The organism is Microlunatus parietis (assembly GCF_013407955.1).
Lineage (GTDB): Bacteria > Actinomycetota > Actinomycetes > Propionibacteriales > Propionibacteriaceae > Microlunatus > Microlunatus parietis.
Genome location: NZ_JACCBU010000001.1, coordinates 1,032,164 through 1,045,408 on the forward strand (window position 1 = coordinate 1,032,164; position 13,245 = coordinate 1,045,408).

Annotated in this window: 15 protein-coding genes and 1 riboswitch; of the genes, 5 read left to right on the forward strand and 10 right to left on the reverse strand. The window is 70.3% G+C overall.

Translation table 11 applies throughout. The annotated features are described in order from the left end of the window. Positions 1–8: 8 nt before the first annotated feature. The 4 genes from ngcE to BKA15_RS04930 form a co-directional block, all read right to left on the reverse strand. Complete coding sequence (gene ngcE / locus BKA15_RS04915) at positions 9–1,415, reverse strand: N-acetylglucosamine/diacetylchitobiose ABC transporter substrate-binding protein (protein ID WP_179748599.1); 1,407 nt, start codon at positions 1,413–1,415, stop codon at positions 9–11. Positions 1,416–1,637: 222 nt separating this feature from the next. Then, positions 1,638–2,336: a nicotinamide riboside transporter PnuC gene (gene pnuC, locus BKA15_RS04920; protein ID WP_179748601.1), complete on the reverse strand. Its 699-nt coding sequence runs from the start codon at positions 2,334–2,336 to the stop codon at positions 1,638–1,640. 81 nt (positions 2,337–2,417) lie between these two features. Beyond that, a riboswitch (FMN riboswitch) is annotated at positions 2,418–2,541 on the reverse strand. Positions 2,542–3,165: 624 nt separating this feature from the next. Next, the gene (gene mshC / locus BKA15_RS04925) at positions 3,166–4,407 is read right to left on the reverse strand and encodes a cysteine--1-D-myo-inosityl 2-amino-2-deoxy-alpha-D-glucopyranoside ligase (RefSeq protein WP_179748603.1); all 1,242 of its coding nucleotides are present in this window, start codon (positions 4,405–4,407) and stop codon (positions 3,166–3,168) included. A gap of 13 nt (positions 4,408–4,420) precedes the next feature. Further along, positions 4,421–5,374 carry a LysR family transcriptional regulator gene (locus tag BKA15_RS04930; protein ID WP_179748605.1) on the reverse strand — a complete coding sequence of 318 codons (954 nt, stop codon included), beginning with the start codon at positions 5,372–5,374 and terminating at the stop codon, positions 4,421–4,423. Between the two features lie 70 nt (positions 5,375–5,444). Here BKA15_RS04930 and BKA15_RS04935 point away from each other — a divergent pair, with 70 nt between their 5' ends. Next, the gene (locus BKA15_RS04935) at positions 5,445–6,602 is read left to right on the forward strand and encodes an MFS transporter (protein ID WP_179748607.1); all 1,158 of its coding nucleotides are present in this window, start codon (positions 5,445–5,447) and stop codon (positions 6,600–6,602) included. Here BKA15_RS04935 and BKA15_RS04940 read toward each other — a convergent pair. From BKA15_RS04940 to BKA15_RS04955, 4 genes are read right to left on the reverse strand one after another with little or no spacing between them, the layout of a single operon-like run. Beyond that, the gene (locus BKA15_RS04940; RefSeq protein ID WP_312878825.1) at positions 6,572–7,357 is read right to left on the reverse strand and encodes an Rv2133c family protein; all 786 of its coding nucleotides are present in this window, start codon (positions 7,355–7,357) and stop codon (positions 6,572–6,574) included. The genes BKA15_RS04935 and BKA15_RS04940 overlap by 31 nt on opposite strands. A 5-nt stretch (positions 7,358–7,362) precedes the next feature. Beyond that, the gene (locus tag BKA15_RS04945) at positions 7,363–7,956 is read right to left on the reverse strand and encodes an Rv2134c family protein (RefSeq protein ID WP_179748611.1); all 594 of its coding nucleotides are present in this window, start codon (positions 7,954–7,956) and stop codon (positions 7,363–7,365) included. 10 nt (positions 7,957–7,966) lie between these two features. Then, positions 7,967–8,689: a histidine phosphatase family protein gene (locus BKA15_RS04950; RefSeq protein ID WP_179748613.1), complete on the reverse strand. Its 723-nt coding sequence runs from the start codon at positions 8,687–8,689 to the stop codon at positions 7,967–7,969. Next, a complete protein-coding gene (locus BKA15_RS04955) occupies positions 8,686–9,387 on the reverse strand; it encodes a DinB family protein (RefSeq protein WP_179748615.1) in 702 nt (233 codons plus the stop codon). The genes BKA15_RS04950 and BKA15_RS04955 overlap by 4 nt, the downstream gene beginning before the upstream one ends. Positions 9,388–9,451: 64 nt before the next feature. On the opposite strand from BKA15_RS04955, the gene BKA15_RS04960 reads away from it, so the two are divergent. From BKA15_RS04960 to BKA15_RS04970, 3 genes are all read left to right on the forward strand, one after another. Then, on the forward strand, positions 9,452–9,718 hold the full coding sequence (locus BKA15_RS04960; protein ID WP_179748617.1) for a hypothetical protein: 267 nt from the start codon (positions 9,452–9,454) through the stop codon (positions 9,716–9,718). Further along, entirely contained in the window at positions 9,715–10,155 is a 441-nt protein-coding gene (locus BKA15_RS04965) for a type II toxin-antitoxin system VapC family toxin (protein WP_179748619.1), read from the forward strand. Before BKA15_RS04960 ends, BKA15_RS04965 begins: the two co-directional genes overlap by 4 nt. A gap of 83 nt (positions 10,156–10,238) precedes the next feature. Further along, entirely contained in the window at positions 10,239–10,667 is a 429-nt protein-coding gene (locus BKA15_RS04970; RefSeq protein ID WP_179748621.1) for a hypothetical protein, read from the forward strand. On the opposite strand, the gene BKA15_RS04975 is transcribed toward BKA15_RS04970, so the two are convergent. Further along, a complete protein-coding gene (locus tag BKA15_RS04975; RefSeq protein WP_179748623.1) occupies positions 10,657–11,175 on the reverse strand; it encodes a flavin reductase family protein in 519 nt (172 codons plus the stop codon). The genes BKA15_RS04970 and BKA15_RS04975 overlap by 11 nt on opposite strands. 199 nt (positions 11,176–11,374) lie before the next feature. Between BKA15_RS04975 and BKA15_RS04980 the strand changes: the two genes are divergently transcribed. Continuing rightward, positions 11,375–12,208 (forward strand): undecaprenyl-diphosphate phosphatase, encoded by an 834-nt coding sequence (locus BKA15_RS04980; RefSeq protein ID WP_179748625.1) that lies wholly within the window; start codon positions 11,375–11,377, stop codon positions 12,206–12,208. Here the strand turns inward: BKA15_RS04980 and BKA15_RS04985 are convergent. Continuing rightward, positions 12,205–13,242 (reverse strand): LLM class F420-dependent oxidoreductase, encoded by a 1,038-nt coding sequence (locus tag BKA15_RS04985; RefSeq protein ID WP_179748627.1) that lies wholly within the window; start codon positions 13,240–13,242, stop codon positions 12,205–12,207. The two genes, BKA15_RS04980 and BKA15_RS04985, sit on opposite strands and share 4 nt — an antisense overlap. Positions 13,243–13,245 lie beyond the last annotated feature (3 nt).

A 13,245-nucleotide genomic window follows, 5' to 3' on the forward strand; every position in this document is an offset into this window, starting at 1 on the left:
CAACTCGGTCAGCGGGCTTCACGGCGGTACTTGGTCACCGACGAGTCCGCCGCGATCGCGTCCGCCTTCTTCTGAATCCGGGCCGCCCAGCCGTTCGCGTCGACGGCACCGGTGAGCAGCGCGCCGGTGGCGTTGTCGACCTCCTTCTGCAGCGCCTGGTACCAGGTGCCGAACATCCAGTAGCTGCCGACGTCGGCGCCGGCGGCTTCGATCATGGAACTCATCGACGTCATGGCGAACGAGATGTCGGCCCCGTCGGCGGCGCCCTTGACGATGCCGAGCGAGCGGGTTACCTCGATCCGGCGGCGGCTGGCCTCGACCGACAGCATCGCCCGCAGCAGCTCCATCCCGGCCCCGGGGTTCGGGGCGTCGGCGGCGACCAGCAGGTCACCGCCCGGTCCCCCGTTGCAGGCGGCGAACGGCAGCGCGTCGCCGGCACCGAGGCCGGGAGCCGGCTTGGCGGTCATCTCCAGGTCCTTCGGCGCGATGTCGCCCAGTTCGTTCTCCAGCCAGGCTCCGCAGGGGATGAAGACGGCCTTGCCCTGCGCCCAGTACGTCTGCGCCTGGGTGTGGGTCAGCCCGGCCGTGCCGTCCAGGATGTAGCCGCGGGCGTGCAGCTCGCCGTACCGGGCGGCCGACTCGACCAGCGCCTCCTGCTGCCAGGCGCCGGGTTCGAGGTTGTCCACGGCGAGCCCGATCTGCCGGCCGCCGGCCTTCTCGGCCGTGCCCATGATCGGCCCCCACATGTAGCCCGGATACTTGCCCTGGTACGTCCACGGCGCGAGCCCGGCCTGCTTGATCTCCGCGCACAGCGCGAGCATCGCGTCGAACGTCTCCGGATAGGTCCAGCCGTGCTCGGCCAGCAGCTTGCCGGAGCACCAGACCGCGTTCAGCCCGTAGCCCGACGGCACCGAGTAGCGCTTGCCGTCGTAGACGCCGACCTCGGCAACGCCCGGCAACAGGGTCTCCGCCACGGTCTTGCCCTCGGTGTCGTACGCGGGAGCCTCGAGGACCGGCCCGAGGTCGACCAGCCGGCCCTGCTTGACCAGGCCGGCCGTGTCCAGGCCGACGTTGCCGATCAGGTCCGGCGGCGTACCGTCGACGAACCGCGGCTGCAACTCCTTCGGCAGGTCCTGGCTGCTCTTGTACGTCACCTTCGAGTCCGGGAACCGGGCGTTGTAGAGGCGGGTCGGCACGTCGAACCAGTCGTGGCCGTAGCCGCCCTCGAAGTTGAAGAATTCGACCGGCTTGTCGACGGCGACGCCGAACGGGTTGTCGGCGCTGGTCGGCCGCGGCGTGGTCGGGCCGGCCGAGCCGGTGCCGCCCATCGCGCAGCCGCCGAGCGCCAGCGTTCCCGTCACCGCCGTGCCGAGCATGGTGCGTCGCGACAGGCGACGCGGGACCGATCCGGACATGTCTGCTCCTCGACCGATCGGGCTGATGTTGATCATCAGTCGATGCGCCGAACGGTATCCCCGCCGGACTGGGATCGGAGCGGGCCGGAGGCACTGACACTAGACCTGCGGGACGAGTTGATGATCATGGTCCGGTCGAGCCGGGCGGAGGATCCTCTTGTCCGCCGTACGTTCCCGCCGCTGGCCCGCCCGGCGTCGCCCGGGCGGAGTCCGCGAAGTGGTCTACCGGGGTTGGGTCACGGCCTGCGGTTGGGCCGCCGGCCGCGGGTTGCGTTCGAGCCGCCACCAGGCCACGAAACCGGCCAGGCAGAAGCCGCCGTAGATCAGGTACATGATCGCCGACGGGTAGAAGCCGGCCGACAGCAGCAGCGGCACCCCGACCGCGTCCACCGCGATCCAGATCAGCCAGAACTCGACCCAGCCGCGGGCCATTCCGTAGGTGGCGAGGATCGAGCCGGTGAGGATCCAGGCGTCCGCCGCCGGACCCCAGGAGCCGAGGGCGGACAGGGCGAAGTAGAAGACGACCCACAAGATCACCGCGGCGACCGCCAGTTGCAGCCGGCCCCGCCAGCCGGCCCAGCGCGGCTGCACGCCCGCCTTGTCGTCCTCGTCGGCGTGGGCCTTGCGGTAGCCGTACCAGCGGATCCAGCCGTAGACGCTCACCGCGAAGAAGAAGATCTGCCGGCCGGCCTGGCCCCAGAGATCGAGGTCCTGCGGCGTGTGGAAGACGCCGCCGAGGAAGACCGTGAACAGCAGGATGTTGCCGATGATCCCGATCGGCCACGCGGCGACCCGGCGCTGCATGCCGAGGATCGCGCTGGCCAGCCCGAACCCGTTGCCGATGATCTCCCGCCACAGGATGCCGGGGCCGATGTCGAGCTTGGCATTCAGGAAGCCAAGCAGCAGTTCCGAGAATCCCACTGACCTCTCCACTCTCCGGGCGCATGCAGACCGGGGTGGACGGGGTGCATGGTCGCGCCAGGTCGGCGCGTGCCACGACCCCCGCGGTTCCTCCCATCCGGACTTTCACCGTCGGTCGTGGAGTTTCACCACATCAACCGGCCCTCAGGCCGGGTCGCGGACTGTCACCGCCGGTTCGGACTTGCACCGACCCCGGAACACGCGCGAGCTGAACGAACTCGTCACCACATCCTCCCACCCCCTATTCCCTTCCCCCATTCCGCCGACCGGTCACAAAAGCAGCTGTTTCTGCGGCGTGTCGCTGCAGGAGTGACTGGTCGGCGGAAGAAGACGCCGGTGCGCGGAGGTGGAGGTCGCGGTCGTCGTCGCCCCGGAAGGCCGCTCCGGAGGGGCCCGAGGCAACGGACGGGCGGCACCCGTCGGGCCGGGCGCCGAGCTGACCGAGCCCCGGGGCATGTTCCTGGCTGGACGAAGTGGCGACCCCGGGCCACTGCCCGTCCGCATCCGCGACCGTTGCCCGCACCCGCGACCGTTGCAGCAGTCGCGGATCGGAGCAACGGTCGCAGATCGGAGGTACGGCCGCGACCCAGTCCACCGCCCGGTCACGTCGCACCACCCCCGCCGCGAAGTCCGCGACCGTTACACCCATCAGCGACCGTTGCAACGGTCGCGGTTCGAAGGAACGGTCGCGGATCGATGGAGGTCGCGGTCGCCCACTCGCCCTCGGCGATCGAACTGCTCACCCCGATCGAACTGCCCCCGATCGACCGGTCACCTCTGCAGCGACACGCCGCAGAAACGGCTGCTTTTGTGACCGGTCGGCGGGTCTTTAGGAGAGGCGGATGCCGAGGAGGGCGTCGGTGGCGCTGGCGATCAGGGCGGGGCCTTCGGCGTCGTCGCCGTCGATGGTGAGGGAGGCGCCGGCCCAGGCGTCGATGGCGGCCACGGCGGCCGGGGCGTCGAGGTCGTTGCGGAGGGCCTCGCGGACCTTGGCCAGGGTCTCGGCGGCGCCGACTCCGGCATCCCGACGGACGGCCTCGCGCCACTGGTCCAGTCGCTCGGTGGCCTCGGTGAGCAGGTCGGGGGTCCAGGACCAGTCGGCCCGGTAGTGCTGGGAGAGCAGGGCCAGCCGGATCGCCATCGGGTCGGCGCCCTGACCGCGGAGCCGGGAGACCAGTTCGAGGTTGCCCTTGGACTTGGACATCTTCTCGCCGTTCAGGGCGACCATCCCGCTGTGCACGTACGCCTTCGCGAACTCGCGCCCGGTCGCCACCCGGCCCTCGGCCGCGCACATCTCGTGGTGCGGGAAGATCAGGTCGCGGCCGCCGCCCTGCACGTCGAACTCCGGACCGAGGTAGCGCAGCGCGATCGCGGTGCACTCGATGTGCCAGCCCGGCCGGCCGGCACCGAGCACGGACTCCCAGCTCGGCTCGCCGTCGCGGGCCAGCCGCCAGACCAGGCAGTCCAGCGGGTCCTTCTTGCCGGCCCGGTCCGGATCGCCGCCGTTCTCGGCGAAGATCGCGACCGCCTCGGCGCCGAGCTTGGACAGGCTGCCGAAGCGGCCGTCGGCGGCCCGGGCGAAATACAGGTCCGGATACTCGGGATCGGCGACCGGATAGATCGCGCCGTCGATCTCGCGCAGCTTCTCGATCAAGGCGACGACCTCGTCGATCGACTCGACGGCGCCGACCAGGTGGTCCGGCGGCAGCACGTTGAGCGCGGCCAGGTCGGTCCGGAACAGCTCGGTCTGTTCCTCGGCCAGGTCGGCCCAGTCGACGCCGGTCTGCTCGGCCCGTTCCAGCAGCGGGTCGTCGACGTCGGTGACGTTCTGTACGTACGCGACCTCGAGGCCGGCGTCTCGCCAGGACCGGTTCAGCAGGTCGAACGCCACATAGGTGTTCGCGTGCCCGAGGTGCGTCGCGTCGTACGGCGTGATGCCGCACACGTACATCCGGGCCGTTCCGGAGGTCGGACCGACGGGGACGACGGCCCCGCTGGAGGTGTCGTACACCGAGACCGTTCCGTCCGATCCCGGCAGGCGGGAGATCCCCGGAGCGCGCCATGCCTGCATGCGCCAACCCTAATCAGCGGGGCCGCCGGCCACGCGTGTGGGTCTCGTCGCGCAGCCGGGCGACCTCCTGCAGGGCTTCGCTGAGGGCCAGCACAGCGGGCGCTCGTTGCCCGCGCATGATCGCAGCCTGGATGTGTCGGACCGGTCCGCCCTGGAGCGGCACGCTGCTGATCTTGGCGGGGTCGAGGATCACGTTGAGCCGATGCGCGACGCTGACCCCGCGGCCGGCGGCGACGAAGGCCTGCGCCTCGACCGGTTCGTCGCCGTGACCCGCGTGCACGATCTCCGGTCGGATTCCGGCCCGGGTCAGCACGTGGTCGACCAGGGCGGCGGCCGAGCCGTGGTGGGCGCGGATCCAGGTGTCGGCTCTGAGGTCCTTGGGCTTGACCGCGCCGGCCTCGGCCAGCGGATGCGCGCTGGGCAGCAGCGCGCACGGCGGGTCGTCGAAGAGCGGGATCAGTTCGATGCCGTCGGGCGGCGGCGGGTCGGGCCGGAAGGAGTGCTCGAACACGATCGCGAGGTCCAGCTCGTTCGCGGCGAGCCGGCGGAATGCGGCCGCGCGGTCCACCAGCTCGTCCTTGATCACGTCCCGCTGGAGCCGGAACAGGTCCGGGTGTCTGGCCTCGAGCGCGACGGCCGCCTCCGCGGACAGATAGATCAAGGCCGTGAAGAACGACCCGAGCCGGACTTGCCCGGCTCGCAGTCCGGTCAGGTCGGCCAGCTGTGCTTCGGCCAGGGCGAGCCGGCCGATGATCACTTCGGCGTGGTCGGTGAGTAACCGGCCGGCTTCGGTGGCGTACACCCCGCGTTGCGTTCGGCGCACCAGCTGGGTGCCGACCTGCCGTTCCAGCAGGGAGACCTGTCGTGACACCGCGGGCTGGGTGAGGTTCAGCGCGGCGGCAGCGGAGGAGAAGGAACCGTGCGCCAGGACCGCCCGGAGGGTGACCAGCTTCGCGACATCCAGCATGCAGAGAGTTTAGGACTCCGATGCCTGATCATCATGAATGATCATGATGGATGCGGGTACGTGAGCCGCCATGACCGTGATCGCTGAGCCTTCCGCTCGGGCCGCGACCGGCCTGATGTTCTTCCTGGCGGGCTGGTGCTACGCCGCCTGGGCGACCCGAATTCCGGCGATCAAGGACGAGCTCGACCTGTCCGACGGGCAGCTCGGCCTGGCGATTCTCGGCCTCGAGGCCGGGGCGATCGTCGGACTCCCGAGCGGCGGAGCCCTGGTGGCCAGGGCGGGCAGCCGGCTGGCGCTGCGGATCGGGTTCGTGATCTTTCCGGTCGCGCTGGTCGCGGTCGCGTTCGCGCCGGGGATCGTCGCGCTGGCCGGCTGCCTGGCGCTGATGGCGGCCGCCAACAGCGTGGTCGATGTGGCGGTGAACGCTCAGGGTGTCGAGCTCGAGCACCGGTGCGGCCGGTCGATCCTGTCGGGGCTCCATGCCGGGCATCCGCTCGGTCTGGTGGCGGGTGGTCTGGCCGGGGCGGCCGCGACCGCGGCCGAGTTGCCGGTGGCGACCCACTTCGCCATCGCCGCGCTCATCGCCGGCCTGGCCTCACTCGTCGCCTGCCACTGGCTCGTCGCCGATCCCGGGCAGCGATCCCAGCCGGTGTTCGCCCGCCCCAGCCGCCGGCTGCTCCTGCTGGGCTTGATCGCGTTCTGCGCGTTCCTGCTCGACGGCGCGGCGTACAACTGGACCGCGGTCCACCTGGCCGGCGAACGCGGCGCGCCCGAGTGGCTCGCCGCGACCGCCTTCACGCTGTTCGCCATCACCCTGGCCGTCGGCCGCCTGTTCGGTGACCGGCTGGTGACCCGCTTCGGGCGGGTCCGCGTCATCCAGGGATGCGGTGTCGTCGCGGCGGCCGGGAGCCTGCTCGCGATCCTGGCACCGACGACCTCCGCCACCTTGATCGGCTGGGCCGTGTTCGGGCTGGGGCTCGCCCCACTGGCCCCGACGGTGATCGGTGCCGCGCGAGGCGTCTCCCGCGCCGCTCCCGGTGTCGCGATCGCGGCGGTGACCATGATCGGCTATCTCGGTTCCTTCACCGGACCACCGGTCATCGGTGCGCTGGCCGAGGTCAGCAGCCTCTCCGCGGCCCTCGGTCTGCTGGTGATCATCAGCGCCGTCACGGTCGTACTGGCCCGGCCGGGACTGAGTCAGAAGGGCGGCCAGGGCACGGTGCGGTGATCATCGGCGCGCGGCCGCGGGAAGTGCCGGGTCGTGAGCAGCCGGCCGGCCCGGCGCAGGAACGCCTCCACCTCGTCCTCGGCCAGCAGCTTGCGCAGCACCGGCGGCGCCTCCGATGCGGCCCGCTCGACGCAGGCCAGTTCGGCCTCGCTGAGCTCAGTACCGGCCCAGCCCCAGAGCAGCGTGCGCAGCTTCGGCTCGCTGTGGAAGCTGATCCCGTGATCGACACCGAAGACGCCGGCCCCGCTGTTCAGGATGTGGCCGCCCTTCCGGTCGGCGTTGTTGATCAAGGCGTCCAGGACGGCCATCAGCCGGAGTTGATCATGGTCGGCGTGGATCACCGCGACCGGGGTCTCGTCGACCCCGTACCCCTCGACGCAGGTGAACCAGCCCTCCCGCGGCATGGTCTCGGCCGGGACCAGGTCGATCAGTTCCTCGGCGTCGTCCTCGACGTCCACCCAGGCCTGCAGGGAGCCCGGCCCGAGCGGCCCGTCGACCAGGACGGTCACCGGCACCAGGTCGAAGCCGCCGGCCCGGGACACCTCGTAGGCGGCGACCTCGCGGAGCGCCAGCGTGCCGTCCGGGAAGTCCCAGAGCGGGCGCTCGCCCTTGATCGGCTTGTAGACGCAGTCGATCCCGAGCTTCGTGTCGGGGTCGGTCAGCGTGGCCAGCAGTGTGACGTTGGAGGCCTGCAGCAGTCGCCCGGTGATCTCCAGCTCGCCAGTGTCCAGGCGAGCTTCCAGGGCAGGGTGCACCGGCGTCAGTTGAACAGCGGGCGCCGGTAGCCGTTGGCCCGCGGGCACACGTGGCCCTCGGGGTCGATCGGCTGCAGACAGAACGGGCAGGCGGGGCGGCCGGCGTTGACCAGCGCCTGGGACCGGGCCACGAACTCGCGGGCGTACGCGGCCGTGATCCGGACCACGAACACCTCGTCGGCCTCCTCCTCGGGCGACAGCTCCTGCTCCGGCTCGGCGGGAGTTTCCTCCTCGCTGTCCTCGGCCGTCTCGACGTTGGAGAACATCTCGATGACGATCCGGTCGATGTTCGGGTCCCAGGCGATCGTCATGGTGCCGACCCGAAACTCCTCGGTGATCGGCGCGTCCAGCGGTTGGGTGTCCCGGGGCGCCGGGGCCGGCGGCGGTACGTCGACCTCGCCGCCGCTGCGCCGGACCACCTCGTTGAGGATCTTGTCCAGGTGCTCGGCCAGCACGGAGACCTGCTGCTTCTCGCACACCACGCTGGTGATCCGGTTGCCCTCCCGGGCCTGCAGGAAGAAGGTTCGCTCCCCTGGCTGCCCGACGGTGCCGGCGACGAACCTGTCCGGCGCGTCGAAGCGGTGAACCAATATCGCCATGACGTCCAGCCTAGTGCGGTCCGTCGGCGGCGCCGAGCCCCCCGCCGACCGGTGCGTCGGCGGCCGCCTTCCGGCCCCGTTTCTTCGGTGCCGGCGGCGGCTTCAGCAGGTCGCCCAGGTCGGCCGTGGTGGAGTTCATCGTGACCAGGTACGGACGCGTCGCGGTGTAGCGGATGATCGACACCGAGGCCGGATCGACGAGCAGTCGCTGGAACTGGTCCAGGTGCAGGCCGAGCGCGTCAGCCAGGATCGCCTTGATCACGTCACCGTGCGACACCGCCGCCCAGACCGCGTGATCGCCGTGCTCGGCGGCCTGCTTGGCGTCCCAGGCGCGGACGGCGCCGACCGCCCGGGCCGACATCTCGGTCATCGACTCGCCGTTCGGGAAGCGGACCGCCGAGGGCTGCTGCTGCACGGTCGGCCAGAGCTTCTCCTTGGCCAGCTCGCGCAGCGGCCGGCCGGTCCAGTCGCCGTAGCCGCACTCGGTCAGGGCGTTCTCGACCGTCGCCTGTTGTCCGTCGCGGACCGCGAGGATGGCCTGCGCGGTCTGCCGGCAACGGCGCAGCGGGGAGGTGATCACGGTGGTGAGCGGGACTCTGAGCAGGCGCTGGGCGACCTCGGTCGCCTGCTTCCGGCCGACTTCGTCGAGCTCGACTCCGGGGGAACGGCCGGCCAGGATCCCGGCGGTGTTGGCCGCGGTACGGCCGTGCCGGATCAGCAACAGTGTCGTCATTTGCCGTCAACGGTAACAAGGCGGTCCAGGTCGCGTTCGGCGTACCGGCGGTGGGCGCCGAACTCCTCCAGCACAGCGTGGATGCAGGTTCTCGCGGGAAGCAGCGCGCCGGCACCGGAACTGAAGCTGGACGGGCATTCCCGGGCCAGCTCGGCCTCGGTCATTGTGGTCAGCCAGGCGTCCAGTTGGCCGGTCCGTTCGGTCCAGCGCCGCTCGATCGCGGCCAGGTCCGGGTCGGCGGCGAGGTCGAGCCCGAGTTGCTCGGGGTGGAACGCTTCCAGGAACGACGGCACCAGCCCGCCCGGCCAGTAGGGCTGCGCCTCGCCCCGGACCGTACGGCCGAACCAGTCGTCGGCGACGAAGATCAGATGGCGCAGGGTCTCCAGCGCCGACCACTCGCCGTCGACGCGGTCCCGCCGCAGCGGCTCGGGCAGGGCGCGGATCCGGGCCAGCGTCGCCGACCACTGCTCCCGTACGATCTCCCAGCCGCGACGAAGATCATCCGGGTCCGCCGACCGGAACAGGATCCGCTCCGGGTGCCGCCGGTCCAGCTCGGCGTTGATCAACGGCTCGACCTCGACGTCGTTCACGGTGAGCCCGGTGATCAGCCCGGTGATCTTGGCGTCGACCAGCACCACGTCGCGGAACCTCGCCCCGGACAGGTCGGTGCCGAGGAACGTACGGGCATCGTCGCTCACGAGGTCACTCTAAACCTCGCCAGCGACCCTACCTGCACATGCATGCGCATGCTACTCTATGTGCATGTCCTCGACCCTGGAGCGCCGCGTCCATCTCCTGCTCGCCCAGGAGCAATACGAGCGCGTGGCGGATCGTGCCCGGCGCCGGCACACGAGCGTCGGCGCGGTCATCCGAGAGGCCATCGATCTCTCCTTCACCCGTGAACTCGACGTCAGGGTGGCCGCAGCAGACCGGATCCTCGCCTGGGGCGACGACAACGATGAGCCTCCCGAGGAATGGTCCGAAAGCAAGCGCGCCCTGGAGGACGAACTGGCAGCCAAGTCCTCATGATCACGCCCCGCGTGCTGGTCGACACGGCGATCTTCGCGTACGCGCTGGGTGGCGAACACCCGGAGCGCGAGCCTTGCCGCCGAGTCGTCGCAGCCGCCCGTGATCGACTGATCGAACCGCATGCCAGTTGGGACCTTGTGCAGGAGTTGGTGTTTCACCGGCTGCGGCGCACCTCCCGGACGACGGCTGTCGAACAGGCGCGTGCCGCCGCAGAGATGCTTCACCTGCACGACGTCGACTCGTCGGTCGTCCTCCGCTCACTCGACTTGATCATGACGACCGACACGATCCGGGGCCGGGACGCTTTGCATGCTGCGACGGCCCTTGAGCATGGCATCACCATGATCGTCACCCCCGATTCGGACTTCGACGGTGTACCCGGGCTGATTCGAGTCGACCCCTCCAAGATCGAAAGCGTTGCGCAGGCGGCCGGGTAGCCCGATATCACTGGAGCCAGAGGGTCTCGAGACCTTCAGGTCCCGTTGGGTCTCCCGTAACGGCGACCGGGAAGGATGTCCGGGTGTCGTCGGTGCAAGCGTGGATCCTGGAGCGGCCGAAGCGGATTCTCGTGATCTCGGTGATCGCGATCGGGTTCGGGGTGCTGGCCGTACTCGCCGCGTTCATGGCCATCGCCGCCCTGGTCGAACTGAGCGACTACCAGCGGACTCAGCTGCCGTTCGACTATGCGCTCACGCTGTCCTTGACCGTGCTCACCCTGGTCGAAAGCGTGATCATGATCGTCTGTGGAGTCGCGATCAGGTCCGGGCACCGCTGGGCGCGGCTCGGCCTCTCAGTGGTCTGCGCACTCGGTTCGGCCGGCTCGATTCTTCAGATCGTCCTCGGCGGGGACATCGTCGTGGCGGTGATCAGCGTCTGCATGTACATCCTGCTGCTGATCCTGCTCTGGAGCCGCGTCACCAGCAGCTGGTTCGCGGACGTCAACTCCTGATGCCCACGGTCCCGTAGCGACCGCGCAGGTGGGCCAGCGCGTCGGCCGTCGAGTCGGCCAGCTCGACGCGTTCGATCGTGGCCCGGACCAGCAGCGCCCAGCCCGCCGTTGTCGTCCGGTCCACGAGCCGGGCGCCGAGCCAGGCCGACGTGCCGGTGAGCACGGGTCCCCAGTCGGTGTCGGTCCACTCGGCCAGCCGGAACGGTCCGCCCGGCGCCGGAGTCTGCCCGGCGAACGCGTCCGCCAGCCGCTGATCGGCGCTGCCCAACAGGCTCACCGCGACCGTGTCCTGCTCGGCGAACGCGTCGGCCAGGTCGGAGTCCGGGTCGATCAGCCCGATCAGTTCGGCCGGCTCGCCGTCGGCGATCAACAGCGAGGACACAGTCAGCCCAGCCGGACCGGGGCTGGTCCACAGGGTGACCGGCGCGGGCAGGCGGCCGCGGAACCGGCGGACCGGCGACCGGTCCCGTTCCGGCGGCAGGAACGGGTGCTCGGAGTGGATCGTCACGGTTCAGTTCTACCGGTGACCGGAATCCAGCGCACTTTCGCGGGAATCGCGCTCTCGGAGGGCGATTCCGGCGACGTGCGCTCGATTCCGGTCAGACCTCGTCTGCGACCGGGGTGTGACGCGCCCGTACCGGCGGGGGTCTAGTGTCTTCCGGGGCCCGGCTGTGGGCCGAGGGCGACGAACGGGAGACACGAGCGACGTGGGATGGCTTGAAGCGCTGATCTTGGGCCTGGTACAGGGATTGACCGAGTTTCTGCCGATCTCCTCCAGTGCCCACATCTCGATCGTGGGACGGCTGATCAGCGGCAAGGATCCCGGAGCCGCGTTCACCGCGATCACCCAGATCGGCACCGAACTCGCCGTGGTCCTCTACTTCGCCCGGGACATCGGGCGGATCATCTCGCGCTGGTGCAAGGCCTTGTTCCGTTGGGAACTGCAGGGCGACCCGGACGTCCGGATGGGTTGGCTGGTGATCATCGGCTCGATCCCGATCGTGGTGCTCGGCCTGCTGTTCGAGGCCCAGATCGAATCGGTCTTCCGCAACCTCTGGCTGACCGTCGCGATGCTGGCCGGGTTCGGCCTGATCATCGGCATCGTCGACCACTTCGCGAAGACCGAGCGCACGCTGGACCAGATCACCTGGAAGCACGGCATCCTGTTCGGCCTGGCCCAGTCGCTGGCGCTGATCCCCGGCGTCTCCCGGTCCGGCGCGACGATCGCGGCCGGCCTGGCGATGGGCTACAAGCGCGAGGCCGCGGCCCGGTACGGCTTCCTGCTCGCGATTCCGGCCGTGCTCGGCTCCGGCTTCTACCAGCTGTTCGGCCTGATCAAGGACGAGGGCGTACCGACCGACATCGGGCCGATCATCCTGGCCACCGTGATCGCGTTCGGTGTCGGCCTGGCCGTGATCCACTGGCTGCTGCGCTACATCAGCACCCACAACTTCCTGCCGTTCGTGATCTACCGGCTCGTCCTCGCCGCGGTGCTCGCGGTGCTGTTGATCACCGGCTTGGTGCCGCCGGTCTCCCCCTAACCCGGATACGCCTCGCGGACCGCGGTGATCATGGCGAGCTTGTCCTCGACGGTCCGGCCGAACGGCAGCAGGGCGGCGCTGGTCACGCCGGATTCCTTGATCACGGCCAGCCGTTCGGCGATCCGGCTGGGCGGGCCGACCAGCGAGGTCTGATCGATGAACTCGTACGGAACCGCCGCCGCGGCGTCCCGCTGCCGGCCGGACAGGAACAGCTCCTGCACCTCGGCGGCCGCATCCGCGAACCCCATCCGGACCGCGAGGGCGTTGTAGAAGTTCTGCTTCCGGCTGCCCATCCCGCCCACGTACAACGCCGCGTAGGGCCGGATCACGTCGGCGCAACGCTGCGGGTCGTCGCCGACCACCACCGGCACCGTCGGGACCACGGCGAAGTCCCGGTCCGGCTGCCCGGAGCGCGCCAACCCACGCTTGATCGCGGCGAGTTGATCATCGGCGTGCTCGGGCGCGTGGAACACCGCGAGCCAGCCGTCGGCGATCTCCCCGGCCAGTTCGAGGTTGCGTGGACCGACCGCGGCCAGCAGCAGCGGGATTCGTTCGCTGGGCGGCACGATGGTCAGTTTCAGCGCCTTGCCCGGACCGTCCGGCAACGGCAGCCGGTAATGATCACCGGCGTGGCTGACCGTCTCCCGGGCCAGTGCCGACCGGACGATCGCGACGTACTCCCGGGTCCGGCCGAGCGGATGATCGAACCGGACCCCGTGCCAACCCTCCGATACCTGCGGACCGGACACCCCGAGCCCGAGCCGGAACCGGCCGCCGGTCAGCAGGTCCAGCGAGGCGGCCGTCATCGCGGTCATCGTCGGCGTCCGGCCCGGGATCTGCAGCACGGCCGAGCCGATCCCGATCGTGGACGTCTGGCCGGCCAGCCAGGCCAGCACGGAGACCGCGTCGGACCCGTACGCCTCGGCCGCCCAGACCGTGTCGAAGCCCAACTCCTCGGCCCGCCGGACCAGGCGCAGCTGGCCGCCCGGGTCCTCGGAGCCGACCAGGTAACCAAGATTCAGGCCAAGTCGCATGCC